This is a genomic window from Synechococcus sp. Nb3U1 (genome assembly GCF_021533835.1).
GTDB lineage: Bacteria > Cyanobacteriota > Cyanobacteriia > Thermostichales > Thermostichaceae > Thermostichus.
In genome coordinates, this window is sequence record NZ_JAKFYQ010000001.1 from 1,951,282 (window position 1) to 1,975,782 (window position 24,501).

28 protein-coding genes are annotated in these 24,501 nt (G+C 55.8%); 14 read left to right on the forward strand and 14 right to left on the reverse strand.

Going from position 1 to position 24,501, the window contains the following annotated elements:
- Positions 1-110: 110 nt before the first annotated feature.
- The 3 genes from L1047_RS09235 to L1047_RS09245 all read right to left on the reverse strand — a co-directional run bounded on the left by L1047_RS09235 (position 111) and on the right by L1047_RS09245 (position 1,335).
- The gene (locus tag L1047_RS09235) at positions 111-227 is read right to left on the reverse strand and encodes a photosystem II reaction center X protein (RefSeq protein ID WP_235278567.1); all 117 of its coding nucleotides are present in this window, start codon (positions 225-227) and stop codon (positions 111-113) included.
- 162 nt (positions 228-389) lie between these two features.
- Positions 390-734, reverse strand: coding sequence for a ferredoxin-thioredoxin reductase catalytic domain-containing protein (locus tag L1047_RS09240; protein ID WP_235278928.1), 345 nt, complete (start codon positions 732-734; stop codon positions 390-392).
- Between the two features lie 196 nt (positions 735-930).
- Positions 931-1,335, reverse strand: a complete 405-nt coding sequence (locus L1047_RS09245; protein ID WP_235278568.1) for a universal stress protein — start codon at positions 1,333-1,335, stop codon at positions 931-933.
- A 155-nt stretch (positions 1,336-1,490) separates the two neighbouring features.
- On the opposite strand from L1047_RS09245, the gene L1047_RS09250 reads away from it, so the two are divergent.
- Positions 1,491-2,303: an EI24 domain-containing protein gene (locus L1047_RS09250; RefSeq protein WP_235278569.1), complete on the forward strand. Its 813-nt coding sequence runs from the start codon at positions 1,491-1,493 to the stop codon at positions 2,301-2,303.
- Here L1047_RS09250 and L1047_RS09255 read toward each other — a convergent pair.
- The 3 genes from L1047_RS09255 to L1047_RS09265 all read right to left on the reverse strand — a co-directional run bounded on the left by L1047_RS09255 (position 2,290) and on the right by L1047_RS09265 (position 4,501).
- On the reverse strand, positions 2,290-3,492 hold the full coding sequence (locus L1047_RS09255) for an LL-diaminopimelate aminotransferase (protein ID WP_235278570.1): 1,203 nt from the start codon (positions 3,490-3,492) through the stop codon (positions 2,290-2,292). The two genes, L1047_RS09250 and L1047_RS09255, sit on opposite strands and share 14 nt — an antisense overlap.
- Before the next feature lie 62 nt (positions 3,493-3,554).
- Positions 3,555-4,163 carry a TolB family protein gene (locus L1047_RS09260; protein WP_235278571.1) on the reverse strand — a complete coding sequence of 203 codons (609 nt, stop codon included), beginning with the start codon at positions 4,161-4,163 and terminating at the stop codon, positions 3,555-3,557.
- Between the two features lie 53 nt (positions 4,164-4,216).
- Positions 4,217-4,501, reverse strand: coding sequence for a DUF427 domain-containing protein (locus L1047_RS09265; protein WP_235278572.1), 285 nt, complete (start codon positions 4,499-4,501; stop codon positions 4,217-4,219).
- Positions 4,502-4,643: 142 nt separating this feature from the next.
- Between L1047_RS09265 and L1047_RS09270 the strand changes: the two genes are divergently transcribed.
- The 9 genes from L1047_RS09270 (at position 4,644) to L1047_RS09310 (ending at position 13,693) form a co-directional block, all read left to right on the forward strand.
- The gene (locus tag L1047_RS09270) at positions 4,644-6,074 is read left to right on the forward strand and encodes a DUF697 domain-containing protein (protein WP_235278929.1); all 1,431 of its coding nucleotides are present in this window, start codon (positions 4,644-4,646) and stop codon (positions 6,072-6,074) included.
- A 37-nt stretch (positions 6,075-6,111) separates the two neighbouring features.
- Positions 6,112-6,876, forward strand: coding sequence for a proteasome-type protease (locus L1047_RS09275; protein ID WP_235278573.1), 765 nt, complete (start codon positions 6,112-6,114; stop codon positions 6,874-6,876).
- A gap of 60 nt (positions 6,877-6,936) precedes the next feature.
- The gene (gene glyQ / locus L1047_RS09280; RefSeq protein ID WP_235278930.1) at positions 6,937-7,923 is read left to right on the forward strand and encodes a glycine--tRNA ligase subunit alpha; all 987 of its coding nucleotides are present in this window, start codon (positions 6,937-6,939) and stop codon (positions 7,921-7,923) included.
- A 156-nt stretch (positions 7,924-8,079) separates the two neighbouring features.
- The gene (locus tag L1047_RS09285) at positions 8,080-8,604 is read left to right on the forward strand and encodes a LabA-like NYN domain-containing protein (RefSeq protein WP_235278574.1); all 525 of its coding nucleotides are present in this window, start codon (positions 8,080-8,082) and stop codon (positions 8,602-8,604) included.
- Between the two features lie 138 nt (positions 8,605-8,742).
- A complete protein-coding gene (gene lepA, locus L1047_RS09290) occupies positions 8,743-10,554 on the forward strand; it encodes a translation elongation factor 4 (protein ID WP_235278575.1) in 1,812 nt (603 codons plus the stop codon).
- Complete coding sequence (gene yqeK, locus L1047_RS09295; RefSeq protein ID WP_235278576.1) at positions 10,547-11,200, forward strand: bis(5'-nucleosyl)-tetraphosphatase (symmetrical) YqeK; 654 nt, start codon at positions 10,547-10,549, stop codon at positions 11,198-11,200. The genes lepA and yqeK overlap by 8 nt, the downstream gene beginning before the upstream one ends.
- A gap of 12 nt (positions 11,201-11,212) precedes the next feature.
- Positions 11,213-11,584, forward strand: a complete 372-nt coding sequence (gene rsfS / locus L1047_RS09300; RefSeq protein ID WP_235278577.1) for a ribosome silencing factor — start codon at positions 11,213-11,215, stop codon at positions 11,582-11,584.
- A 790-nt stretch (positions 11,585-12,374) separates the two neighbouring features.
- Positions 12,375-12,695 carry a hypothetical protein gene (locus L1047_RS09305; RefSeq protein ID WP_235278578.1) on the forward strand — a complete coding sequence of 107 codons (321 nt, stop codon included), beginning with the start codon at positions 12,375-12,377 and terminating at the stop codon, positions 12,693-12,695.
- Between the two features lie 80 nt (positions 12,696-12,775).
- On the forward strand, positions 12,776-13,693 hold the full coding sequence (locus L1047_RS09310) for a histone deacetylase family protein (RefSeq protein WP_235278579.1): 918 nt from the start codon (positions 12,776-12,778) through the stop codon (positions 13,691-13,693).
- Here the strand turns inward: L1047_RS09310 and L1047_RS09315 are convergent.
- The 5 genes from L1047_RS09315 to surE form a co-directional block, all read right to left on the reverse strand.
- Positions 13,690-14,841 (reverse strand): NAD-dependent epimerase/dehydratase family protein, encoded by a 1,152-nt coding sequence (locus L1047_RS09315; protein ID WP_235278580.1) that lies wholly within the window; start codon positions 14,839-14,841, stop codon positions 13,690-13,692. The genes L1047_RS09310 and L1047_RS09315 overlap by 4 nt on opposite strands.
- Positions 14,842-14,944: 103 nt before the next feature.
- Positions 14,945-15,877, reverse strand: coding sequence for a fused MFS/spermidine synthase (locus L1047_RS09320; protein WP_235278581.1), 933 nt, complete (start codon positions 15,875-15,877; stop codon positions 14,945-14,947).
- A gap of 3 nt (positions 15,878-15,880) precedes the next feature.
- A complete protein-coding gene (gene speD, locus L1047_RS09325; RefSeq protein WP_235278582.1) occupies positions 15,881-16,330 on the reverse strand; it encodes an adenosylmethionine decarboxylase in 450 nt (149 codons plus the stop codon).
- 138 nt (positions 16,331-16,468) lie between these two features.
- Complete coding sequence (locus tag L1047_RS09330; protein ID WP_235278583.1) at positions 16,469-17,134, reverse strand: hypothetical protein; 666 nt, start codon at positions 17,132-17,134, stop codon at positions 16,469-16,471.
- Positions 17,135-17,184: 50 nt separating this feature from the next.
- Complete coding sequence (gene surE, locus L1047_RS09335; protein ID WP_235278584.1) at positions 17,185-17,919, reverse strand: 5'/3'-nucleotidase SurE; 735 nt, start codon at positions 17,917-17,919, stop codon at positions 17,185-17,187.
- A 159-nt stretch (positions 17,920-18,078) separates the two neighbouring features.
- On the opposite strand from surE, the gene gap reads away from it, so the two are divergent.
- From gap to L1047_RS09355, 4 genes are all read left to right on the forward strand, one after another.
- Positions 18,079-19,095 (forward strand): type I glyceraldehyde-3-phosphate dehydrogenase, encoded by a 1,017-nt coding sequence (gene gap, locus L1047_RS09340; protein ID WP_235278585.1) that lies wholly within the window; start codon positions 18,079-18,081, stop codon positions 19,093-19,095.
- 6 nt (positions 19,096-19,101) lie between these two features.
- Entirely contained in the window at positions 19,102-19,629 is a 528-nt protein-coding gene (locus L1047_RS09345; RefSeq protein WP_235278586.1) for a hypothetical protein, read from the forward strand.
- A gap of 85 nt (positions 19,630-19,714) precedes the next feature.
- Entirely contained in the window at positions 19,715-20,173 is a 459-nt protein-coding gene (locus tag L1047_RS09350) for a GUN4 domain-containing protein (RefSeq protein WP_235278587.1), read from the forward strand.
- Positions 20,174-20,213: 40 nt separating this feature from the next.
- Positions 20,214-20,960 (forward strand): DUF1995 family protein, encoded by a 747-nt coding sequence (locus L1047_RS09355; protein WP_235278588.1) that lies wholly within the window; start codon positions 20,214-20,216, stop codon positions 20,958-20,960.
- A gap of 49 nt (positions 20,961-21,009) precedes the next feature.
- Here the strand turns inward: L1047_RS09355 and L1047_RS09360 are convergent, their stop codons facing one another.
- Genes L1047_RS09360 through L1047_RS09370 form a run of 3 tightly spaced genes read right to left on the reverse strand, consistent with a single transcriptional unit; the run spans position 21,010 to position 24,454 of the window.
- Entirely contained in the window at positions 21,010-22,302 is a 1,293-nt protein-coding gene (locus L1047_RS09360; protein WP_235278589.1) for an aromatic ring-hydroxylating oxygenase subunit alpha, read from the reverse strand.
- Positions 22,303-22,322: 20 nt separating this feature from the next.
- A complete protein-coding gene (locus L1047_RS09365; RefSeq protein ID WP_235278590.1) occupies positions 22,323-22,931 on the reverse strand; it encodes an aromatic-ring-hydroxylating dioxygenase subunit beta in 609 nt (202 codons plus the stop codon).
- Positions 22,928-24,454, reverse strand: coding sequence for an ABC transporter permease (locus L1047_RS09370; protein ID WP_235278591.1), 1,527 nt, complete (start codon positions 24,452-24,454; stop codon positions 22,928-22,930). Before L1047_RS09370 ends, L1047_RS09365 begins: the two co-directional genes overlap by 4 nt.
- Positions 24,455-24,501 lie beyond the last annotated feature (47 nt).

The window sequence follows — 24,501 nt, forward strand, 5'->3', positions numbered from 1 at the left end:
TCTATGCAAATGAAGAGAGTGAGCCATAGTACTGACGAACCCAAGTAATTTACAAGTAACTTGCAACCGTAGAACCAGCCATCCCAGCCACAAGGGCTTCGAGCGAAGGCTCAACGACGACGAACCTTATCCTTTTGGCTGACGAAGACAATAGCGCCGAAGAGAGCACCCAGCACCACAGCACCAGCGACTAGGCTCCAGAGGAAGTTAGAAAGTGAGGCAGTCATAAAAGAGTTTCCTTCTTGTGCGAGTCAATAGCCCCAAAGGGCTCCTCGATCATATCGAGCTTTGCAACCGTTCTGAATCTTCACTTGCTCCCTCGCTGCCAGATTTTGCCAGGGATCCCTTGTCAATCCACCTGCCAATCCATATTTCGCAATACTTCGGGGTCAATACTCCAGGTTCACCTCTTCCAGGGTTTGATTGCTGCCCGCAAAGGGATTCTCAGGGGTTAAGAATAACAAACAGTGGCACTCCTTCCGTTCCCGCATCGGGACACAGGGGCAGTTCCAGTAACCCGCTTTCGCCTCTGCCTCTTTATCCTCATAAAAGCGACAGGGACACAGGGGCGCTCCCAACTGTTCTTTATGGAGGGCCAAACCCTCAATCACTGCCGTCGTAATCGAAGGATCCGAGCAAAAATAAGTGTCGGAACGTTTGGCGTAGGTCTCTGCGAAATTCCGCATCACCTCAAAATTTTTCTGCGAGGACTTATTATGGCCACGACTTTCCATGACAATCCCTAACGGTGGAACTGAAACCCGCTGCATCACATCACGATGGGTCTTCTCTCGCTCTTCGTTGTACTGCAGCCTCTCTAGGGAGACAAATGACAGCAGCCTCGTCGTTACACAAGGCAACATTCAAGAACCCAGACAAGAACCAGCCTTGACGTACTCTTCAGAATACCGTCTATGGGATCCCTCCCACCTAGGGCACCACCAACACTGGGCAAGGGGAGAGGTTGATCACCCGGTTACTGACGGAGTCGTCCCGCCCTTGTCCAGACAGGCTGAGGCCCCGGCAGCCCATGATGATCAGGTCGATCTCCAGCTCATCGGCCATATCACAAATCACAAAGGGCACCTTCCCCTCCCGATACTCACTCTTGACATTGCCAAGCCCAATTTGGTGCAGGCCCGACTCTGTCTGTTTGAGCAAAGTTTGGATGTTTTGTCGTGCCTGTTGTGCTTGCTCAGGGCCGAGTTCAGCATCATCCAAAACCGAAAGCAGATACACCTGGCTTTGGTAGCGCTGCGCCATATCCGCCACCAACGGCAAGGCATGACTGGTCTCACGCGAGTTATCAATGGGAAAGAGCAGTTTGTCGAACATAGCCAAAGATCCCACGGTCAACCCCAATCCAGATCCAACAGGGCAAGGGTTGGTTGGCCTTATTCTATCTTGCTGGGCAAGGTGCGTAGCACTATCTTGCTGGGCAAGGTGCAATTCTCAGTCAGGGTGACTAGGCAGAGTACCAAGAGAAACCAATGGCCCTATCCCATCCTTCCCCAGATCCCCATTCCCCTGCTCTAAAAGGATCTCTGGGGATCCCTCCGACGCTGATCACCCAGTATCGCCGCCATGGGGGATCCCTGTACCAATTTTGGATGGGTATCCGCTTTTTCGTCTTTGGGTGGAGCTTATTTTGGCGTTCTCGGCACCTGCAACTGTGGGGAGCCCTGCCCACGCTCATAACGGCGGCCACCTTTGGCGGATTGGCGTTCTTGGGTGCTTGGCTAACACGGCATGGCCTCGAAGTCTTGGCCGTTCCTCTGTGGCTGTTGGGGTTAGCACAAGGGTTGGTGGCCCTATTGATTGTGCTGGGGCTAACTTATTTTCTGTTTTTTCCGTTGGTCACGCTGGTGGCCGGCCCGTTTCGGGAACACTTGGCAGCCCAAACCGAACAGCGGTTGATCGGTCAGGTCAAACGGGGGGAATTGAGCCTAGGGGCGGTGTTGGTAGACGTGTTGGGGTTGATCGGCTTGCAACTGGTGCTGGCCCTAATCGGGTTGGGGCTTAGTTGGTTACTGCCGGGGCTAGGACACAGTATCGGGCTGGGGATTTGGATCTATTTGGCGGCCCTGGATATGGTGGATCCCGTCTTGGGGCTGTGGGGTTGGCGGCTAGGGGCAAAGCTCCGGTTTGTTTCCGAACATCGGGCCTTGATGGCAGGATTTGGCCTCATGTCGGCACTCCTGTTGGCGATTCCGCTGTTGAACCTGTTGATCCTGCCGCTTGGGACGATTGGCGCGACGGCCCTAGCCTTGGCGGTGACTCAGGCTCAGCTCAAGGATTCTTGAGGGCATCCCCCCTTCCTTTTGCCAGAAAGTGGCCGATCCGTCCGACGGCTTCCCACAAACGGGATCCCTCGACCACCAGAGCAAAACGCACGTAGCCCTCCCCACTGAGGCCAAAGCCAGAGCCGGGAGACAACGCTACCCCCGTTGTTTTCACCAAGTCCAGGCAGAACTGTCCAGAGGATCCCGCGTAGCCCGCCGGCAAAGGTGCCCATAGATACATCGTCGCTTCCGGCAGCGGCACGGGCCAACCGATGCCATGTAGTGCCGCCACTGCGATATCCCGCCGCTCACGATACACCTGCCGCCAATGGTGCAAAAAAGTTTCTGGAGCCGCCAAAGCCGCTGCTGCGCCGCGCAGAATACCCTGATATTGATGGAAGTCGATGGTGGATTTCACCAGTCGCAGCGCCCGAATCAGCTCCCGGTTGCCGATGGCATAGGCTACCCGAAACCCCCCCATGTGATAAGACTTGGACAAGGAAAAAAACTCGATCGTGCAGGTCTTATCCCGGTCCGCCTGTAAAGCTGAAGGGGCCACTTGGCCATCAAAACGCCAGTCCACATAGGGGAAATCGTGGGCCAAAACCAGTTGGTGCTGCCGGCAAAAGTGCAGCGCTTCCTGCCAAAACTCCGGTGTCACCGTTGCCGTGGTGGGGTTGTGGGGATAGCTCAACACCAGCAGCCGCGCCTGCCGACAGATCTCCTCCGGGATCCGGTTCCACTGGGGCAAAAAAGAATGCTCCGCCAGCAAGGGCAAATAGTAGGGGATCCCGCCCGCCAAATGGATCCCGCCCACATGGGAGGGGTAGCCCGGATCCGTAAGCAACGCCACATCGCCAGGGTTGAGCAGAGCCAAGGGCAACAGTGCCGTCCCCTGCTGGGATCCGATCAGCGGCAACACCTCCGTTTCTGGGTCAATCTCTAGGCCAAACTTTCCCTCATACCACTTGGCACAGGCAGCACGAAAAGCAACCGTATCGTGAAAGAGCGTGTACCCATAGGTGGTCGGATCCGAGAGGGCCGATTGCACTGTGGCCAACGCCTCGGGGGGCGGAAACAGATCGGAGGATCCCAGGGAAAGATCGATCAAATCTAGACCCGACTGCCGAGCCTCCCGCTTGGCTTGATCCATCTGGTCAAACACATTGGAGCCAAGGGGGTGCAGACGTTGGGCAAAAGGGGCAATCATGCAGCAACTCTTCCAGGGCGGGGAAGTCTATCCTAGCCTGAGCCAGTCCGCCCCCAGCCTATTCACGATCCGGAGCTGGGATTGGGGGAAGAGGGGGTAGTGGGGCGAGTGCTGGCGGCAGGGCCACGGTCGAAAATCTCGATGTGCCATTGTCCCTGGCCGTTGCTCTCAAAGGCGATAAACCGACCATCACCGCTAATGGTGGGGTTGCGCACATCCCCGGCTACCCGGCTGCTGATATTTTGTACATTACGGGTTTGGCGGTCGTAGAGAAAAATCTCTGACTTGCCCAGCGCGTTTGATACATAGACGATGTAGCGGCCATCCGCACTGATGTCGGGGGAGGTGGTGGCCACATCGCTGGAGTTGAGGCCAGGCAATTCTACCAGGCGCCGCTCTTGGGTGTCATACAGAAAAATATCTTGGCTGCCACTGCGAGCCGAAGAAAACACTAAGTAACGGCCATCCCCACTAAAGGCAGGCTCCCCATCCGGGAAGATGCTGTTTAGGCCGCTGTTGGTGAGGTTGGGCTGTGGGGTGCGAAAGCCCTCGGGGGTACAGCCAAACAGCAGCAGGCTCAGGCCAGCCAAACACAGCCCCCCCGACCAGCGGGTTAAGCTGAAAAGGATCCCGTTCTGCTGACGCAAACGGGTCAGGCTATCGGTCAGCATTACTGCCCCTCCAGGTTTTTCTCTACTCCATCTTACTGAGTCAGCCAGGATGGCTAGGCTTCCACCTTAACCCCTTTCCAAAAGGCCACATAACCGCGGATGTTGGCGGCGGCAGGCTTGGGATCCGGGTAGTACCAGGCGGCATCTTTGTTCTCCTGCCCATTCACCACAATGCTGTAATAGCTAGCCAACCCCTTCCAGGGGCAGGTGGTGTGGGTGGAACTGGGTTGAAAATACTCCTGATGGAGGGATTCTGGCGGAAAATAGATATTGCCTTCTACGGTCTCGTAGCGCTCTGTCTCTGCCAATACCGCTCCGTTCCAAATCGCCTTGGGCATGGTGAGTCTCCTCTTGAAAAGCCTTAAATGGGATCAGCCCGCCCCCACTGCTCCAGCCCGGGCCGAGGCTGTATTCCTCCATTATTTCCTGCAACTTTGGAAAACCGGCTGATTTTCGGATCCCCTATTTGTATTGGTCACCATGGCCCGCCGCAATACCCTCCAAGATGATCTCAACTACCAGCAAGCCAAACGCAGCCTACGCCAGTGGGTGGCCCAACTGGATCTACAGCCCCAAGAAGCAGTGGGCTTGGAAGCGGAGTTGCACAGCCTGCAAACCCTCCTGGACAAGCTGGAAACGGAAGTGATTCACATCGCCGCCTTTGGCCTGGTGGGACGGGGCAAATCCTCTCTGCTCAATGCCCTGTTGGGAGAGTCGGTGTTTGAAACGGGGCCCACCCATGGCGTTACCCGCAGCCAGCAAGCCGCCGCCTGGAACGTCAGTTGGGAAACCCGCCCAAAAACCCGAGCGGAGCCGGTGACCGCCCAGGGATCCTACCTACCCCCGGCCTCGGTTCAATCGGTACAGGTAACCCGTTGGGAGGGATCCCGTCTGGAGCTGATCGACACCCCCGGCCTCGACGAAGTGGATGGAGAAACCCGAGCCCAACTGGCCCAGGAGGTTGCGCAGCGGGCGGATTTGATCCTGTTTGTGATCTGTGGAGACTTGACACGGGTGGAGTTTGAGGCGTTGGCGGCCCTACGGGAGGCAGGTAAACCGATGCTGCTGGTGTTCAACAAAATCGACCAGTACCCCGAGGCAGATCGGCAGGCTATCTACGACAAAATCCGCAATGAACGGGTGCGGCAGCTCCTTTCTGCCAACGAAATCGTGATGGTGGCGGCATCCCCCCGCATTCCTCGCTTGGTGCAAAAGCCGGATGGCAGCTTCGGGGCGCAGCTAGAGGTGGGATCCCCGCAGGTGGATGGGTTACGGCTGAAGATCCTGGAAGTCTTGCACCGGGAGGGGCGTTCTCTGCTGGCTCTGAATGCTTTGCTGTTTGCGGATCGCTTGAATCAACAGGTGATCGAACGTAAGCTAGAAACCCGCTCTGAACAAGCGCAAGATCTGATTGGCTCAGCAGCACGCACCAAAGCGCTGGCGGTGGCCCTCAACCCGATCACCCTGTTGGATACGCTGGGGGGCTTGGCCATCGATGTCGCCCTCATCCTGCGCCTATCTCACTTGTACGGGTTACCCATGAGCACTCAGGGGGCGACTCAACTGCTACAAAAGATCATCCTCAGCATGCTCAGCCTGGGGGCCGGGGAATGGGTAGCCCTGTTGGGGTTAGGATCCCTGAAAACCTTGCTGGGGGGATCCGTTCCCTTCGGTGGGGGGTTCTCTTTGGGGGCCTACACCTCCGTGGCCCTCACCCAAGCGGTGTTGGCGGGGGTTTCCTGTTACGCGATTGGGGAATCGGCCCGCCGCTACCTCACCCAAGGAGCCAGTTGGGGACCCGAGGGGCCCAAAGCTGGCATTGCCCAGATTTTGGCCGACCTAGACGAAGCCTCGATCACCGCCCGCATCCGCGAAGAAATCCGCGACAAAATCGGATCTGCTCTCCCCTGAAGCACCCTACAATCAAAGGGCTGAGCCGGTTACTTCCATGACCTACTGCCTTGGCATCATCACGCACTCCGGGTTGGTGATGGCCGCAGATTCCCGTACCAATGCAGGGGTTGATTACGTCTCCACCTATCAAAAATTGTTCGATTTCTCGTTGCCAGAAGAGCGGGTGATCTTGATCTGCACCTCCGGCAACTTATCCATTACCCAGAGCGTCCTCACCGAGATTCAGCGGGATCTGCGCCAACAGGAAACCCTCAACCTGCACACCCTGCCCAATCTCTACGACATCGCCCGCTACCTGGGCTCCAAAATTCGCATCATTCAAGAGCAAGACCGCCCCTGGCTGGAAAAAGATGGCATCGATGCCCAATGCAGCCTGCTGCTGGGGGGACAGATCCGCGGCGAAAATCCATCCCTCTACCTGATTTACAACCAGGGCAACTGCATTCAGGCCACCCCCGAAACCCCCTTTTTGCAGGTGGGGGAAACCAAATATGGCAAACCGATCCTAGATCGCACCCTCTCCTATGAAACCCCCCTGGAGGATGCCGCCAAATGTGCCCTCCTCTCCATCGACTCCACCATGAAATCCAACATTTCCGTCGGGCCACCCATCGATCTGGTGATGGTTCAGGCGGATCAGCTCAAAGTGAGCCATCGCCTGCGCCTGCGCACCGGGGATCCCTATTTAGCCAAAATGCGCAAACTGTGGGAGAGTTCCCTCAAGCAGGCCTTTGACCAAATGCCACCGATCGAGTGGGCCTACCTGGATCCCCAAGATCAAGAGGAGCTGATCGACTGAGGGGGGAAGGGCCTTGATAGGATGGGAGCTGCCCTGTGTCTACGCCCTTTTTCACTTGCCATGTCAACCCATCATTTTCAAAATCTCATTTTTCAATTGCAACAGTTTTGGGGGGAACAAGGCTGCTTGATCCTGCAACCTTATGACACCGAAAAAGGGGCAGGCACCATGAGTCCCCATACCTTTTTGCGAGCTTTGGGGCCGGATCCCTGGCGGGTGGCTTATGTGGAGCCCTGTCGTCGCCCTACCGATGGACGTTATGGGCAAAACCCAAATCGCCTACAGCATTATTTTCAGTATCAAGTACTGATTAAGCCCTCCCCCGATGATATTCAGGATTTGTACCTGAATAGCTTGCGCGCTTTGGGGATTGATCCAGCGGAGCACGACATTCGTTTTGTGGAAGATGACTGGGAGTCTCCCACCTTGGGGGCTTGGGGTGTGGGCTGGGAAGTCTGGTTAGATGGCATGGAAGTGACCCAATTCACCTATTTTCAGCAGGTGGGCGGGCAAGATTGTCGACCTGTCTCTGTGGAAATCACCTATGGGTTGGAACGCCTAGCTATGTACCTGCAAGGGGTGGATTCCGTTTTCGATCTCTGCTGGAATGAACATCCTTCCCTCGGGCGCATTACCTATGGACAAATTTATTTTCAAAACGAGGTGGAACAGTCCCACTACAATTTTCATTACTCCGATCCAGAAATGCTGTTTGAATTGTTTCGTCGCTATGAAGCAGAAGTCAAACGGTTGATTGAAGTCACACAACAAAAGCTTCAGGAACAAATTTTGCCTGATCGGTTGGCGGTTTCTTTGCTGCTACCCGCTTACGATTATGTGCTCAAATGTTCCCACAGCTTCAACCTGCTTGATGCCCGTGGCGTCATTGCCGTGGCAGAACGAACCCTCTACATTGGGCGCATTCGCAACCTAGCGCGACAACTGGCGGAACTCTACGTCAGTCAGGCGGGGCACCCAGGAGCCAACTATGCTTTGCGGCAGCCAGAACCCACCTTAGTCTACAGTGGCGCCGCCGTGATCAGCTAGCTTGTTAAGAAAGGGATCCCTCTATTGGTTATGATAAGAGATCGGCATCTCTCAGTCGCTGACGGATGCAAGTGATGAACTTTTGGCTCATCTGTATGCCTGTTCTGTGGGTTCTCATTTTCTGGACATTCACCCTTAATTTTTGGAAATGACTCTATGTTTCAAGCTCCCGTCACTCGGGTTTCCATCTTTATTGACGGCAACAATATGTTTTATGCCCAACAAAAGAATGGCTGGTTTTTTGATCCACGCCGCGTCCTAGAGTATTTTGCCAAATCACAGCCTAATGTCGAACTGATCAATGCATTTTGGTATACCGGAATCAAGGATTCCCATGACCAAAGAGCCTTTCGAGATGCCCTGATTAGTTTAGGCTTTACAGTACGTACCAAATTTCTCAAAGAATATCGAGATGATGATTCTGGACGTTATTCCCAAAAGGCGAACTTGGATATCGAAATCGTCATCGATATGTTTAATACGGTCGAACAATACAACAAGATTGTTTTGTTCAGCGGCGATGGCGACTTCGAGCGGGCTGTTGAGTTGTTGCGCTCTAAGAATACCCTGATCACTGTGGTCTCCACCGAAGGAATGATCGCCCGTGAGTTACGTAATGCTACCGACCGCTACATCGACCTGAACGAGATTCGCCACCACATTGAGAAGCTGGACAAGTAGGGATAGGGACAGCAGTACAGAGATCCTCTGCCGAGGTTGGGCCAACTCAGCACGGCCTCAGTACCTTGGCATGGGATCGAGCCGTAGGAGTCTGGAGGGGTTACGATCGTAAAAAATCTTTGCCCTTCTCAGGTTTTTATGACCGACGTTCCCGTCTCCCGCATTCGCAACTTCTCGATCATCGCCCACATTGACCACGGCAAATCCACCCTGGCGGATCGACTTCTGCAAGATACAGGCACGGTGGCTGCTCGGGAAATGAAGCCCCAACTGTTGGACAACATGGAGCTAGAACGGGAACGGGGTATCACCATCAAGTTGCAAGCAGCCCGCATGAACTACCGCGCCCAGGATGGTCAGGACTATGTTTTGAACCTGATCGACACCCCAGGCCATGTGGATTTCACTTACGAAGTGTCCCGTTCTCTGGCGGCCTGTGAGGGGGCTTTGTTGGTGGTGGATGCCTCGCAGGGGGTGGAGGCCCAAACCCTGGCTAATGTCTATCTGGCGCTGGAAAATGATCTGGAAATCATTCCGGTGATCAACAAAATCGATCTGCCGGGGGCCGAGCCGGAGCGAGTGATCGAAGAAATTGAGCAGGTGATCGGTCTGGATTGCAGCGGGGCGATTCTGGCTTCTGCCAAAGTCGGCATCGGTATCGACGAAATCCTAGAAGCGATCGTGCAGCGGGTGCCCCCTCCCCGAGACACTGTGGTGGATCCCTTGCGGGCCTTGATTTTTGATAGTTATTACGACCCCTATCGCGGTGTGATCGTCTATGTGCGGGTCATGGATGGGGAGGTGAAAACCGGCGACAAAATCCGCTTTATGGCTTCCGGGCGGGAGTATGAAATTGCTGAAGTGGGGGTAATGCGCCCCATACAAGAGCCGGTTACCGCTCTCCATGCAGGGGAAGTGGGTTACATTGCTGCTGCCATTAAAAGTGTCGAACATGCCCGCGTTGGGGATACTATCACCCTGGTCAGTCGCAAGGCCCCGGAGCCACTACCGGGCTACAAAGAAGCCAAGCCGATGGTGTTTTGCGGCTTATTCCCCAGCAGTTCGGATCAATATGCGGAACTGAAAGAAGCCTTAGAAAAGCTGAAGCTCAACGATGCTGCCCTCAACTTTGAGCCAGAAGTCTCTAGTGCCATGGGGTTTGGGTTCCGCTGTGGCTTTTTGGGCCTGCTGCATATGGAGGTGGTACAGGAGCGTCTAGAGCGGGAATACAACCTGGATTTGGTGATCACGGCCCCGACGGTGGTGTATCGGGTCACCCTGAACGATGGATCCGTCATTCGGGTGGATAACCCCAGCGAATTGCCCTCCCCCAACGAGCGCACTAGTATTGAGGAGCCGATCGTCAAAGTTGAGGTCATTTTGCCCGAGGAATTTGTCGGCACGGTGATGGAATTGTGTGAGACCAAGCGGGGCACCTTTAAGGATATGAAATACCTGACCCAGGGCCGCACGACGCTAGTGTACGAGTTGCCCCTAGCAGAAGTAGTCACTGACTTTTTTGATCAGATGAAATCCCGCACCCGTGGCTATGCCAGCATGGATTATCAAATTATTGGCTACCGACAGGATGATCTGGTGCGACTGGATATTTTGATCAACGGGGATCCAGTGGATTCATTATCCACGATTGTGCATCGAGATAAAGCCTTTTATGTGGGCCGTTCATTGGTGGCGAAGTTGCGGGAATTGATCCCGCGTCATCAGTTTGAGGTGCCGATTCAAGCGGCGATTGGCTCCAAAATCGTTGCTCGAGAAACTATCCCTGCCCTGCGCAAAAATGTTTTAGCTAAGTGTTATGGAGGGGATGTGAGCCGCAAGCGAAAACTGTTGGAGAAGCAAAAAGAAGGGAAGAAACGGATGAAATCGGTGGGCACGGTGGATGTGCCGCAGGAGGCATTCATGGCGGTGTTAAAGTTGCAGAATGAGTAGTGTGATGGGATCCCAACTGCGACGAGAAGAGGTGCTGGACTGGCTAGAGCAGCAGGTGCCTGCCCCTCGCCTCCGCCATATTTTGGGAGTAGAAGCCACGGCACAGGAGCTGGCGGCTCACTATGGTTTGGATAAGCAAAAGGCCGCCTGGGCGGGATTAATGCACGACTTGGCCAAGTATTTCCCGCCTGAGAAACTGTTGGAGATGGTGGCTCAAGAGCGAGAGCTGGATGAAATCGAACGGGCAGAACCCCATATTCTCCACGCAGAAGCGGGATCCCTGGTGGCGCGGGATCACTTTCAGGTGCAGGATCCCGAAATTTTGGCGGCCATTGCCAACCACACCTTGGGGCAGCCCGGCATGGATCCGTTAAGTTGTGTGATTTTTGTTGCCGATGCCCTAGAACCGAATCGGGGCCACAACCCAGATTTAGCGCAGTTGCGGCAATTAGCTCTCACCGATTTGGCCCAAACAGTGGTGGGGGTATGTGACCTCAGCCTCAAATTTTTGCTAAACCGGAGTCAGGTGATCCATCCGCGCACGCTCATGACGCGCAATCATTTTCTGTTACATCCCTTAGGAATTCCGGTGTTCCGATCCCAGGCCAATCAACCTGTAAATCCAGTTGTTTTAGGAGGTTTTTAGTTGCTACATCTCATGCCTGACCCTGCTGGGGATCCCATCTATCGCATGGCGTTGAGCGCAGCCCGCGCCGCAGAAGACAAAAAAGGTGGCGATATCGTTCTGCTGGAAGTATCCCAAGTTTCGACGTTGGCAGATTACTTTCTTCTGGTCAGTGGCTATTCCCTTACACAAGTCCGCGCCATTGCTCGAGCGATCGAAGAACAGGTCTGGGAAGAGTGGCAGCAAGCCCCACGCCGTATTGAGGGACAAGAATCAGGCTCTTGGATCCTGATCGATTATGCGGATCTAATCGTGCATGTGCTGATGCAAGAGGAAAGGGATTATTACGATCTGGAATCTTTTTGGGCTCAGGCCCACCGAGTTAATTTGCCGATAGCGGGCTAAGTCTTCTGGGCTTACGCCAAGACAAAAGTATTTCTCTACACAAGTATTCTTTTACACGTCGTTGCTCGATCTTAAAAGTGACTCCAAAGTAACCCCATCTCGTGGAGGTTTTACTTGGTCAAGAAATATGTACAGATCGCAACAAATCCATAAGGTACTACGCAATTGCATGTTAGATTGATTGATAGACAGGAGGTCGATGAACAAAATACTCATCTTCTTCTCATCAGATTCTCATTTGGTTGATCTTTTATTCTCTCCACAGAAGCTTGGAATGTTTTTCTCAAATGCTGGTGATCTTACCTAACTTACAGTCCTTTTACAGTCCTTTGGCAAGCCACATACTACAGTGTGAGCAGTCTACAGTGTGAGCAGTGCAAATTGAGCTTGATCTGTTGAGTGGGCATGAGTGAGCAGTAGAAGCACAAGCTTTACTGTGAACCTGTGAAAAGGCTGTGCAAGCCCTGTAGTACCGATGCTAGGTACCAATGGCTTGGGCTTCAGGTTTGCTGATTGTTGGTATCGATAGGATCTTAGGACTTGACAGATGGAACTGATGGAGTTGAATTGGAAACCTGCCATTCGTTCTGGCGGAAGCTTTGGTGACGTTGGGTTTTCTATTGTGTGAAGGTTTGTGTGAGGGTTGAACCAAGTTGGGGTTTGTTCCTTACTGCTTACAGCCAAGAGTCAGGTGTGAGCAGGGGTTCAGCCAAAGCAAGGTTCTGTCAGGATATCTTCGTTTCAGAACACCTCTTGAAGAGCTGCCAAGGATTATTTTGGGAGATTTATCATGGAAAAGATGTTGGTCAATATCATCGAGTACCTGGCATTGGGAGAATTAGAGGACTGCCTCTGTAGAGAGCATCCTCACCAGCAGGTGTTCCATGATGCGATGGAGCGGGAATCGATGATGCAGCAGGTATTAAACCGGATCCCTGCCATTTACATGTGGTTGGCTGCTGATGAGTGCCCCAACCGCAATCAACTCAATCCTGCCGAGCAGGAACTGTTACGCTCAGTCGTGCGGGATGTGGTCAATCAAAAGTTGCAGCAAGCTTCCTTTGGTGCTGATCCCTACGCGGGATCCATGTCGGAAGCCTTCTACGGCTAAAAGCCTTGGGGCCGAACCTGGGGCAGCGTTAAGAGGCTGGGCTAGACTGCAAAACATCGCTTCAGCTTGCTCATTCTGTTATGCTGCCCATTTACTATTCCGATGTCTTCCTCAGCCACGATACAGGGGCGTTTCACCCGGAGCGTCCGGCGCGTTTGCTGTCAATTGTGAAAACCCTGCGCAGCGCACCTTTTGCCAACAAACTGGAATGGCGGGATCCTCCTGTGGCATCCCTTGCTGAAATCGAGCGGGTTCATTCTCCTCAGCACATTCAATCTGTAGCCGCTCTGGCGGCAGCGGGCGGCGGGCGCATTGAGGCCGATACACTTGTATCCTCTGGAAGTTTTGAGGCGGCTCGCTTGGCTGTAGGGGCATGGATTGCGGCATCGGAAAGGGTTTTGCAAACCTCTCAACCGGCGTTTGTGCTCTGTCGCCCACCAGGACATCATGCTGAACCGGAGCAGGCGATGGGATTTTGTCTGTTTAGCAATGCCGCCATTGCAGCCCTTTGGGCGCTCGAACAACCGGGCATCGAGCGGGTCGCCATTTTCGATTGGGATGTTCATCACGGCAATGGCACCCAGGCGGTGGTGGAGCACTATCCACAGTTGGCCTATGCCTCCACCCACCAGTTTCCTCTCTATCCCGGCACAGGATCCGCCAGCGAAATCGGGATCCATGGCAACATCTGTAACGTGCCTTTACCTGCCGGTTCAGATTGGTCAGTCTACAAAAGTGCCCTGAGCGAGAAGATTCTGCCGTTTTTACAGAAGTTCCAGCCGGATCTGCTGCTGATCAGTGCTGGGTTTGACTGCGCCAAAGGGGATCCCCTGGCAGGCATGTTGCTAGAACCTGAAGATTTTGGCCGTATGGCTCAGCTCTGCCTAGAGCAAGTCACCCGCAAAACCCTTTTCGGCCTCGAGGGGGGCTACGACCTGAACAATTTGGCCCGTAGTTGGCTGAGTCTGGCGCAGGTGTGCCTTGAGGGCGAGCCTTAACCCTTCCACTTCACCTTGGGTAAAATTTGCCCCATATCGACCCGGTCTTTGTATCTAAGGGCAAAGTTGAGCAGCGAATCCAGTAGGGAATCTGATAGGTAGTGGGGTTGCAGGCCCAGATCCAGCAGCTTGGTGTTTTTGGCGTTGAAATAGTGCTCTTCTAGCTCGACACGGGGGTTTTCTAGGTAGTTCACCTCCACCTTGAGACCCATCGCGGTGCCCGCTTTCTGCACCAACAGCGCCAACTGCTCGACACTAAATTGCTCGGTAAATTGGTTCAGCACCCGGAACTGCCCCGGCTCAGCAGGATGAGCAATGGCCAATTCTACGCAGCGCACCGTATCGCGGATATCCAAAAAGCCACGGGTTTGCCCGCCTTTGCCGTACACCGTCAGCGGATGCCCAACAGCAGCTTGAATACAGAAGCGGTTCAACGCGGTGCCAAATACCCCGTCATAATCCAGACGGTTGATCAGCATCTCATCCATGCCGGTTTCGTCCGTCAGCACCCCGTATACCACCCCTTGGTTGAGGTCGGTGGCACGCAGACCCCAAATGCGGCAGGCGAAGTGAATGTTGTGGCTGTCATGCACCTTGGAAAGGTGGTACATGGATCCCGGCTGCTTCGGATAGGGCAGGGTATCCTTGCGGCCATTGTGCTCGATGGTGATGTACCCCTCTTCGATGTCGATGTTGGGGGTGCCGTATTCCCCCATCGTGCCTAGCTTCACCAGATGGCAGTCGGGAAACTCCTCTTTGAGGGCGTAGAGGATGTTCAGAGTGCCCACCACATTGTTCACCTGGGTCATCACCGCATGGTCACGGCTGATCATCGAGTAGGGGGCGGATCGTTGTTCGCCAAAATGCACGATGGCATCCGGTGGGAACTGGCGCAGACTGGAGATCAGGGCATCGTATTGGGTGATATCACAGACAAAGATGGGGATATCCTTGCCGCTCAAGCTTTTCCAGCGATCCACCCGTTGCTCCAGTTGAGCGATCGGCGTCAGAGTGGAAACCCCCAATTGCAGATCCCAGAGGCGGCGAACATAAGAATCGAGAATGGCAACCTCATAGCCCTTGCTGGATAGATGCAGAGCCGTTGCCCAGCCGCAGTATCCATCGCCACCAATAATCAGGACTTTCATCTGTAGAGAAAAATTCGATTGTTCACGAATCTATCAAGTTATGGGATCAAAGACAAACTCCTGCGGGATCCCGTTTTTGCGGCCAAGAATTGAGGAAATTAGCTTATTCGATGTGGGGAAGGGTGTCTAGGGTATAAACCGTGGTTTCTTCGGCAATAGCTCGCCGTAGATGGGCAGGAACTTGGTAAAGACCCAAAAGGGTGGTGCCGTCGATGAATCGCAAGGTTCCTCGACCGGGATCCAACTGTTGGCCCAGGATCTGGTCAATCGAGCCTGGGTCTGGTCGAGAGGGAATGGGCTGACTGGCACAGAGGGCAAACCCCAGTGGTCCGCCATAGGTAGGGGTGTAGATGGCATAGGGCTGTACAGCAGAGAAGACCGTTTTTAGGGTGTGAACGATACGGGTGTGCTGCTGAAATTCCACCGGCCCCACTGGCCCTGCTTGTACCACGAAGGCCCCATCCGGTTGCAACTTGGAGCGGATCTGCCGGAAAAACTCTTGGGTAAACAGGCGGTAGGCAGGGCCAGACTCGATCGGGTCAGACAAATCCGAAAGGATGACATCCCAGATCGGGCCAGTGTGATGGAGAAAGTCCAAAGCATCGGCAATCACCACCTGCACCCGCGGATCCTCAAGCGCCCCCTGATGCATTTCCGGCAAGTGTTCTCGGCAGGCCTCTACCACCTCCCCGTCGATATCCACCATCACCACCTGTTCAACAGAGCGCCAGCGCAGCACCTCTCGCACCGTCGCTCCTTCTGCGCCACCCAAAACCAGGACTCGCTTCGGGATCCCACCCGCCTGGTGAACCTGCAACAGAGCCGGATACACCAAGGCCTCGTGGTAAAGAAACTCATCCGCCGTGGTCGATTGCCAGCGCCCGTCCAATACCAACCCTTTGCCGTAGGCCCCCGTCTCGACAATCAGCATCTGTTGGAAGAGGGTTTGTCGGTAGGCCAAAATGCGGGTGATGCCGCGAACGCTGTAGTCCCAGGGGGTGGAGTATTCCTGTACCCAAATCCTAGGCGTATCCATGCCCTAGCGTCCTCGCCGAGGGGCAGCTTCCCAGCTAGGGTTAAGGGAGTCTACAGGGTCGGTGATCCCCATCGGGCGGCGAGGTACCTTGCGCAGAGAATGTCCACGGGCTTGAAACACCCTGATCAAATACTCACAGGCTACCTCCGGCTGGGTATGCCGACCACAGGTGAACACGTCCACCGCCGCATAGCCCGCCTCCGGCCAGGTGTGAATAGAAATGTGAGATTCCCCCAAAAGCGCGAGGGCCGTAATCCCCTGGGGCTCAAACTGATGACACAGTTCCCCTAAAAAAGTGGAGTTGGAGCGTCTCGCTGCCTCCCGCAATGCCTGTTGCACAAGAGAGACATCATCCAAAAGATTGGCCGGGCAGTCGTATAGCTCTAGGATGCAGTGGAGCCCGACTAGAGCCAGAGACCTATCCCCTAATTGGCCAGATAGTGTGTGAGCCATACTATCCCCTAATTGGCCAGATAGAAACACAAGACTATGCCAAAGGGCACAGCTTTGCCATTATCTCATAGGTTTGTCTCATAGGTTGAGGAGGATTCACCAACTTTCAGGGCAACCGCATACTCAGGTAGACAGGAGTCATGAGAGATCAGGGTTATCCCATCCCGTCCTGAGGCGTTTAGCCTTGATGCCTCTATTGGAAGACGTATCTTGACCGGAAAATCGGGGAACGAGGCGGAGGGCCATGATACCGATCAGATCCACTCCCTCGCCAAAGGGAGATGTGCCAATAGAACTATCCTTAGGATCAAGGATTATCGTTCCCGGTAGGGTGGGAGGTGCTTCTGGCAGAGGGAAGCTAGGTAGAGGGAGGGCCACAGGGATCCTGTTTTGGAACGCATCGGTGAGTTCATATTCTGGTAAGGGCAAAAACAACGGCTCATCCGGCGGAACCGCCAAGCGGGTGGTGACCAGCCCAACATTCAACTCCACTCCCTGCCGAGCGGCCTGCACATTCAATTCCCGAATCGAATCCGTGTAGATGTACACCACCGTCACCCCAGCTGTCGCCAGCGCTACCACCCCTACCCCTGGCAATAAGGACAGCAAGAGCGGCACAAACTTAGCTGAAATAGCAATCTGCCGCTGACTGATCACTTTCAGCCTCCCCGCCAAGCCAGCCTGGGATCCACGCCGCTGCTGGTGATGTTGCACGGGATCGGCGGGGGTTGGGCTGACTTCCCCCAGTGCATCAGACGTATCTGCCAAGCTCGCTGCGGCAAACCTATGGGAGGCTACAGGCATGGATTCTGTTTGGCTTCCCAGCCGTCATCTAGGGGTACCAAACCCAACTCCTAACCCTTATTGTCCATGCTCTTCGCCGCCAACTGCACTTGGGTAATGGCGATCCGGCCTGAAAAACAGACGTCTGTATCGGTTTGCGGATCCCGGACTCGATCCGCGTAGCGGGCTTGGTAACGAAACCACAGAGACTCATTGCCTTCGGCTTCAACGGCATAGTCAAGGGGCAAGGGCTGGGTACACAACGGGCAATACACTCGCTCCGGGAGAGGGGATCCCGAAGGCAAATGGGGCAGGTTCACATTCCAAAAAGCTCCGGTGGGCAGGGGTTGTTCCATCAATTCCGCTAAGATTTTGCCCGTCCAGCGGCGTGCCTGTTCCCAGTCGATGGGCTTGCCGCCAGCCCGATATTGAGAAATGGCAATCGCCGGGATCCGTCGCATCGCTGCCTCCCGCACTGCCGCCACTGTTCCCGACAAGTACACATCCGACCCGAGATTGCCCCCTTCGTTAATGCCGGAAAGTACCCAATCCACGGCTGGGGCCAACTTATACAAGCCCACCCGCACACAGTCGGCAGGGGATCCCTCCACCGCAAAGGCACGTTCCCCCCGAGCTTCCACTCGAAAAGGTCGCCCCGTCGTCACCTGGTGGCTACAACCGGAAAATTGTTGGTAGGGTGCCACGATCCAGCATTGCTCTTCCGGGATCAGGGGCTGTAGGGCCAGCTTCAAATTGGCGAGGCCAGCAGCGTCGATGCCATCGTCATTGGTCAACAACACCCTCATCCCTTGGTTTTTTCCTTTGCTGGCAGCTCCTTCAGCTTATCCTGGCTGCAAATCTGGAGACTTTGGGTGGAAAAGTCTCTCGGGCTCCTGATTCCCCTTACCCTATCGCTTGTGAAGATAACCTATCCATCGCAACAGTGTTTACGCGGGAGGATAACGATGACAACACGGGTAGCCATCAACGGATTTGGTCGTATTGGGCGGGCTTTCTTGCGGATACTGCTGTCTCAGCCGGCCTTGGATCTGGAGGTGGTGGCAGTAAACGATTTGACCGAACCGGACAATCTGGCCTACCTGCTCCAGTTCGATTCTGCCTATGGACGATTGGCCCAGGGGGTGAGTGCTGCAGAAGGACATTTACACGTTGGCGAGCAGAAGGTACGGGTTTTGGCAGAACGGGATCCCGCCCAACTGCCCTGGAAGGATCTGGGAATTGATTTGGTGGTGGAATCAACGGGCTTTTTCACCAAGCGGGAAGGGGCCGTAAAACATCTGGAAGCTGGGGCCAAAAAGGTGATTATTTCGGCTCCTGCCAAAGGCCCCGATCTGACGGTGGTGATGGGGGTGAACGATGACCAGTATGAGCCCGACCGCCACCATATTGTCTCCAATGCCTCTTGTACCACCAATTGTCTGGCTCCGGTGGCCAAGGTTTTGCTGGATCGCTTCGGCATTGAGACAGGTTTTCTCACCACCTGCCATGCCTATACCGCCACCCAGGCAATTGTGGATCGTCCGGATCCCAAAGATTTTCGTCGGGGTCGCTCAGCAGCCGTGTCGATTGTGCCCTCTAGCACAGGGGCTGCCACTGCCGTTGCGGAAGTTTTGCCCGCTCTGAAAGGGAAGATGGACGGTCTGGCTTTGCGAGTGCCAACGCTAACCGGTTCGATTGTGGACTTTGTGGTGCGCACCGAACAGCCCGTGACTAAAGAGACCGTTAATCAGGCATTTGTGGAGGCATCAGAAGGCCGGATGCGGGGGGTATTGGGGATTGCGCCGCCGGAGATTGTTTCAGCAGATATTGTCGGGGATCCCCATTCTTCGATTGTCGATTTGGGATCCACCATGACCTTGGGAGATCGCACGGTGAAGGTGCTCTCTTGGTATGACAACGAGTATGGCTATGCCTCACGGGTGGTGGATTTGGCGGCCAAGATCGGGGCGGCGCTAGGATGACCTACCATGACGCTGGAAACGTTTTTGATCGGGTTGAATAACAACAGCTTGCCTATCGCTCTGTTGGTTTTGGCCGCCCCTTGGCTGATTTGGATCCTTTGTCATTGGATCCCGGGACAGTGGGAAGAGCCCTTTTTGCTCAGCCTGAATATCGGCTTGGCAACGGTCAGTGTGGTGCTCTGGGCTGGGTATTTGGCCTATGCTTCCAACACCGGAGGCTGGCAAGCGGTGGTGAAACAGGCGGATATCCTCCTGCTGTTGCTGCCCCCCTACTACATCATCAGCTCCATTTGGGTGGCGCGACAGCGGATGCCCCTCTCTCGGGTACCGGCCTTTCGCACGCTACAGGGGATCGGCCTTTTGGCAGGGGTATACCTGATCCTGTCTTGGCTTAGCCGTCGGGTTTATATTGTTCTTTTTTCGTATATACCCTTCTCGACGTTCCTGTGGATCCTGGCAGGACTGCTAGTGGTAGCATACATTGGCTACCGCCTTATGTTTGGGGATCCCCCCGAATATCCTCCCGAGACTTGAGTGGCAATGATTTGTCTAGGGATCCCGGCCAACAGCGACTAAAATCCTGGGGGGTACCCTAGTAGTATTAGCAATTGATGGGGCAATGGCGGCAGTCTCTCTCACATCGATGTTGGATATTGATTACCGTCCCTTGCAGACATTGCTGGAGTCAGGTTCTTGGCTAGAGGCGGATCGGCTGACCTTGCAGCTGCTCTGTCGGGCGGCAGGGGAAGGAGCGATGCGGCGGGGCTGGCTGTATTTTTCCGAGGTGAGTCGGATCCCGGTTGAAGATCTGCGTACCATCGATCAACTGTGGCGGGTGGCCTCTTCAGGTCGCTTCGGGTACTCAATTCAGCGGCAACTGTGGCTGGGAGTGAATCGCAAGTGGGAACGCCTCTGGCCGCTCATCGGCTGGAAACAGGGCTACCACTGGACCCGCTACCCGGATGAGTTCACCTGGGAGCCCTCGGCTCCTAAGGGCCATTTACCCCTCTCCAACCAATTGCGTGGGGCGCGGGTTCTGGAGGAATTACTCACCCACAAGGCTTGGGAAGACTCTTGAAACGCTTGAACATGATGAACTGTTGTTGGGATCCCTGGCTGTGGTAGAGCCACTGCAACTGACCCAGTTTCCAGATCTGCCCATTGATCTGGCCCAAGCCTGTGAACAAGCGATCCAGGCGACTCGATTGGCGATGCAAGCTGGGTATCGTCGCTTGCTAGTCGAGATCATCGCTCCTGACCTGAAGCCGGAGGTGTTGGCGCGTCCTTTCCTAGATCTGGTGCAGCCACCGGCGTTGGTGTTGTTTAGCGATGCGGGAGGGGCGGCCCTGGCGCAACGGGAATGGGACTCTACACCAGAGGGATTGCAACTGCAAAGCCTCAGCCCCCGCACTCAGCCCAGCCCGGAGCAAAGTGTCTTGTTGGTGATGCCGGCAGTGTATGGCCTGGATCAGGTGGAACGAGTTTGCCAGCTAGTCAGTGGTGGGGATCCCTCCGGGTTGGCTCAGAAAGGGCGGGATCCCAAGCCGGTGATTTTGCTCAACCCGCAATTGCAGGATGCGGCCACTGTGGGGGTGGGCTTGGCCGGTCGCCGCTTGCGTCAGCGCTTCTTGAGTACCTTTGAAACCAGCTACTACCTGCGCTCGTTGGTGGAAGGGGCGTTGTTTCGGGCGTATCCGGATCCCTGGAGTGTTTGGCAACAGGAAGAGCCAGGCCTGTATGGCGTCTTGCAAACCCTGCCTGCCCAGCCGACGGGAGAAGAAGTTGCTGAGTTGTTCAGGGCCACTGCCGCAGCAAGAAGGGATCCCTGGTGGGGCTGGCGGCGGTGGTTTGGATCCCGGCGTTGAATAATGATAATCATTTGGGCTCGGCTCTTCTTTCAGCAGCCTCGATGCCTCAATCCCGCACAACAGCCCGCCGCACCTTCAGGGGGACAGGCTCCCTCATCAAGCGTTTCCACTCTTGCCAATAGGCTCGAATGGGCGCTTCGCTGGCAATAGAGCCTGTGACCCGGCCCCAATCATCCTGTCGATCACCCGCTTGCTCCCCCCGGCTGATATCCAACCACTCCTCCTCAGGGATCCCCAACCCCTCCTGGATGCGCTCAAAAATCGCCAAATCATCCGGGGTGCCAAAGCTGACAAAATCCTCGTCCACCCGTAATCGCAGCAGATTGATCTCCTCGGGTACATCCGTCGCCACTGCGAGGTATAGGTTGATGCGGGTGCGATCCACCGCTAGAGGTTCTATTACCATCAGTTGGTTACCCACAAGAATCAAATTGGGAAAGAGGCTGAGGTTGACCATGTTGCCGGTAGCCAGATCCAGCAGTTCGGGAGGATACTGAGCCCGTAGGGATCCCTCCAATTCCTCGCAAGTCGGCAGTTGTCGCATGGTTGACCACGGGCCGCCCGGGATCCCAGGCCGTTGATCCACCACACAATGCCCATGGCCAAGGGTTTGGCTGACCATCGGGGTGCTGGCTGGATTGCGGGCCAGAACAGTCTTCGTCTTAGCTTGGTGGCCGAGTTGGTTGTAGGAGCGATGGGCAAAGGTGGCATGGATCCCATCGGCAGCATTGTCCCAAAGCAGCTTCCAGTTGCCAGCAAACTCCAGCCGAACCGGAGAGTCCAACAGCCGGATGGTACCCTTGGGATGACGATTGAGATGCTCATCCAGCCACGGCAACGCTGCTCCTAACCAGTTCGCCAGCTTCGGGGGGTCTGCGGCCAAGGTGCCAAAGATCAAGCCCCGATAGGTCTCCACCCGCAGCTGGCCCAAATGAAACGACGCCTTGTGGGGGTTGGCGTAGCTTTCGGCTACAGGCAAGGTGTGCAGGTGACCGTCCAAGTCAAAACACCAGCCATGATAGGGGCAGGTCAGGCGCTGGCTGCATCCCCTGTCCGCCGTGACCAGGAGGGTGCCACGGTGGGTACAACGGTTGAAGAGGCCATGAATCTGGCCATCCCGCCCCCAGGTCAGCAAAATGGGGCGCCGACCCAGGGTTCGACGGACGAAGGAGCCTGGTTGAGGGAGCTCGCTGTCGTGCCCCAAGTAGTTCCAAGTCCCGCCAAAAATGCGCTCCATCTCCAGCTCGAATAGGGCGGGATCCGTGTAGAGACAGCGATGCACTCGGTCTGACTGGATGAGCCAGTCAAAATTAGGTGAGTCGGTGGTGGGAAAGACCATAGCCAGACTCCGTTCAAAACCTATAGCAACCAACCCATCTGCCGGGATCCCTGGGCTAGGTCTGGAATCAGCAGGGTTTTGCGAACCATCTCAAACCCAAACCCCTCCACTTTAGGCCCCTCAGGGCGCAAGCGGTGGATCTGACGGGCCACCACCCGGCAGGGCTGGGATCCCACACCCCCGTGAAGTATCAGGGCACTGCTGGCCACTACCATCCTTTCGCCCTCCTCTGTGCGGGGGTGTTCCCAGGCTTCAACACTGGTGATCGCTCGCACCGTTTCTGGCAGGGGTTGGATCCCCCAGGCATAGGGATCCCTCAGACGCCAGACTCGCTCCTGCAATCGCCGCCGATCATCCAAAAACAGTGCCTGATCCGCTCCCGGATGACTGTCCCGCCGCAATGGGATCCAGTACCACCCCTGGGGATCCCAGAGCTGGAGCCACCGCTCAAAATGTCCCGCATCCAACAGACGGGCTTCTAGGGCCAAAAAACGGGCCACATCTGCCACAAGAGCCTGATTGGTGGCCAGAGGGGCAGCCAGCACCCAATCGCGATCCGCGGCCAAATCATCGTAAAGGGCTTTAACCCGTTCCACCCCCCCTTGAGGAGAGAGTTGTACAGAACTCATCCCACCACCTGCTCAGGGGCCACCTGCGACAATACCAACCGTTCTAACCCCACCACCAAGCCATACCCCACCACCGATACCAACGTCAGCACCACCACCGCACTCCACAACAAACCGTAGTTGCTGGTGGAGTAGGTGAGGGCCATCAGGTTGCCGATGCCGGTGCCGGTAGCCAGCCATTCTGCCACCGTTGTTGCTAGCACTGCGGTGGGCACGGCGATGCGAGCGCTGGCAAAGAAGGCGGGTAACGCCGCCGGTAGACGGGCCAACATCAGGATTCTCAGTCGGTGGGCGGCGAAGGTGTTGAACACATCAACCACCTGCCCCGGCACCTGCCGCAACCCCTGGGCGCAGGCGATCAAGGTGGGGAAGAAGGTCATCACCGCCACCAGCGTGATCAGGCTGGCGCCACCCCGCCCCAGAATGATGATCACCAGTGGGGCAGTGGTGATGATGGGCACTGAACGCAGGGCAATAGCCACCGGCATCGCCCCTTGCCGCACCATTGGAAACAGCTCAAATACACAGGCTGTGAGTAAGCCCGCCATCAGGCCGACAAAATAGCCCGGCACCATCACCCGCAGCGTGGATCCCAGGGCCTGAAATACTTGTTCTCGATGGGATCCCGCGTTGGCATGGGTAACCAAAAACTCCCACACATCCCCCGGCCGCTTGGCAAAAAAGCGGTTGAGGTTGAGCCAATCCATGCTCGTCTGCCACGCCAGTAGGATCAGCAGCCCCGTCAACAGTGCCATCCCCAAAGAGATCCACCCTGGTGCTGGCTTGCGGTTGGAGCGGGCCGTCAGCAAGAGAGGGGGGGCCCCCGGAGATAGGCACTGCCCGAACGCCACCGCCAGAAGATAAACCGCGATGGAAGCCACCGTCGCTAGGCTGGCCACCGTCCAAGTGGCCACCACATCCAGCGACCGAATCCCCTGAATCACCAGCACCCCCAGGCCCCGTTCGGCACCGGTAAATTCCCCCACCATCGCCCCCAAGACCGCTGCTGGTGCCGCCACCTGCAACCCGGCCACCAGATAGGGCACAGCAGCACGCGCCCGCACATACCGCAGCATCGCCAGTCGACTACGACCATAGCTGGCCACCAGATCCGCCCAACTGGCGGGAATAGCCCGCAGCCCCACCACCAGGGGCACAAAGGTAGTGTAATAGACTGCCAGGGCCGCCAGGGTAATTTGCGGGCCATCGGAGGTGCCAAATATCACCCGCAGCACCGGCCCTGTGGCCACCAGCGGCAGACAGAACACCACTAGAGCCAGGTTTTGGATCAATCCCTCGCTCACTGGAAACAAGGCCACCACCACAGCCAACAGCATGGCCGCCCCATTGCCATATAGGAAACCCCAAGCCGCCTCCCGCAGGGTCACCAGTAGGGCACGAGCATACAGATCGGGACGACTGGCCAACCGTTCCCCGATAGCGCTGGGGGCCGCCAAAATATAGCGTTCCGATAGCAGCAGCCGCACCAGCAGCTCCCAAGCCAATAGCAAGCCCCCAACCATAAGTAGGCTGTTGGCCCCTAGCAGTATCCCTTGTGGCCCAGCCCTGA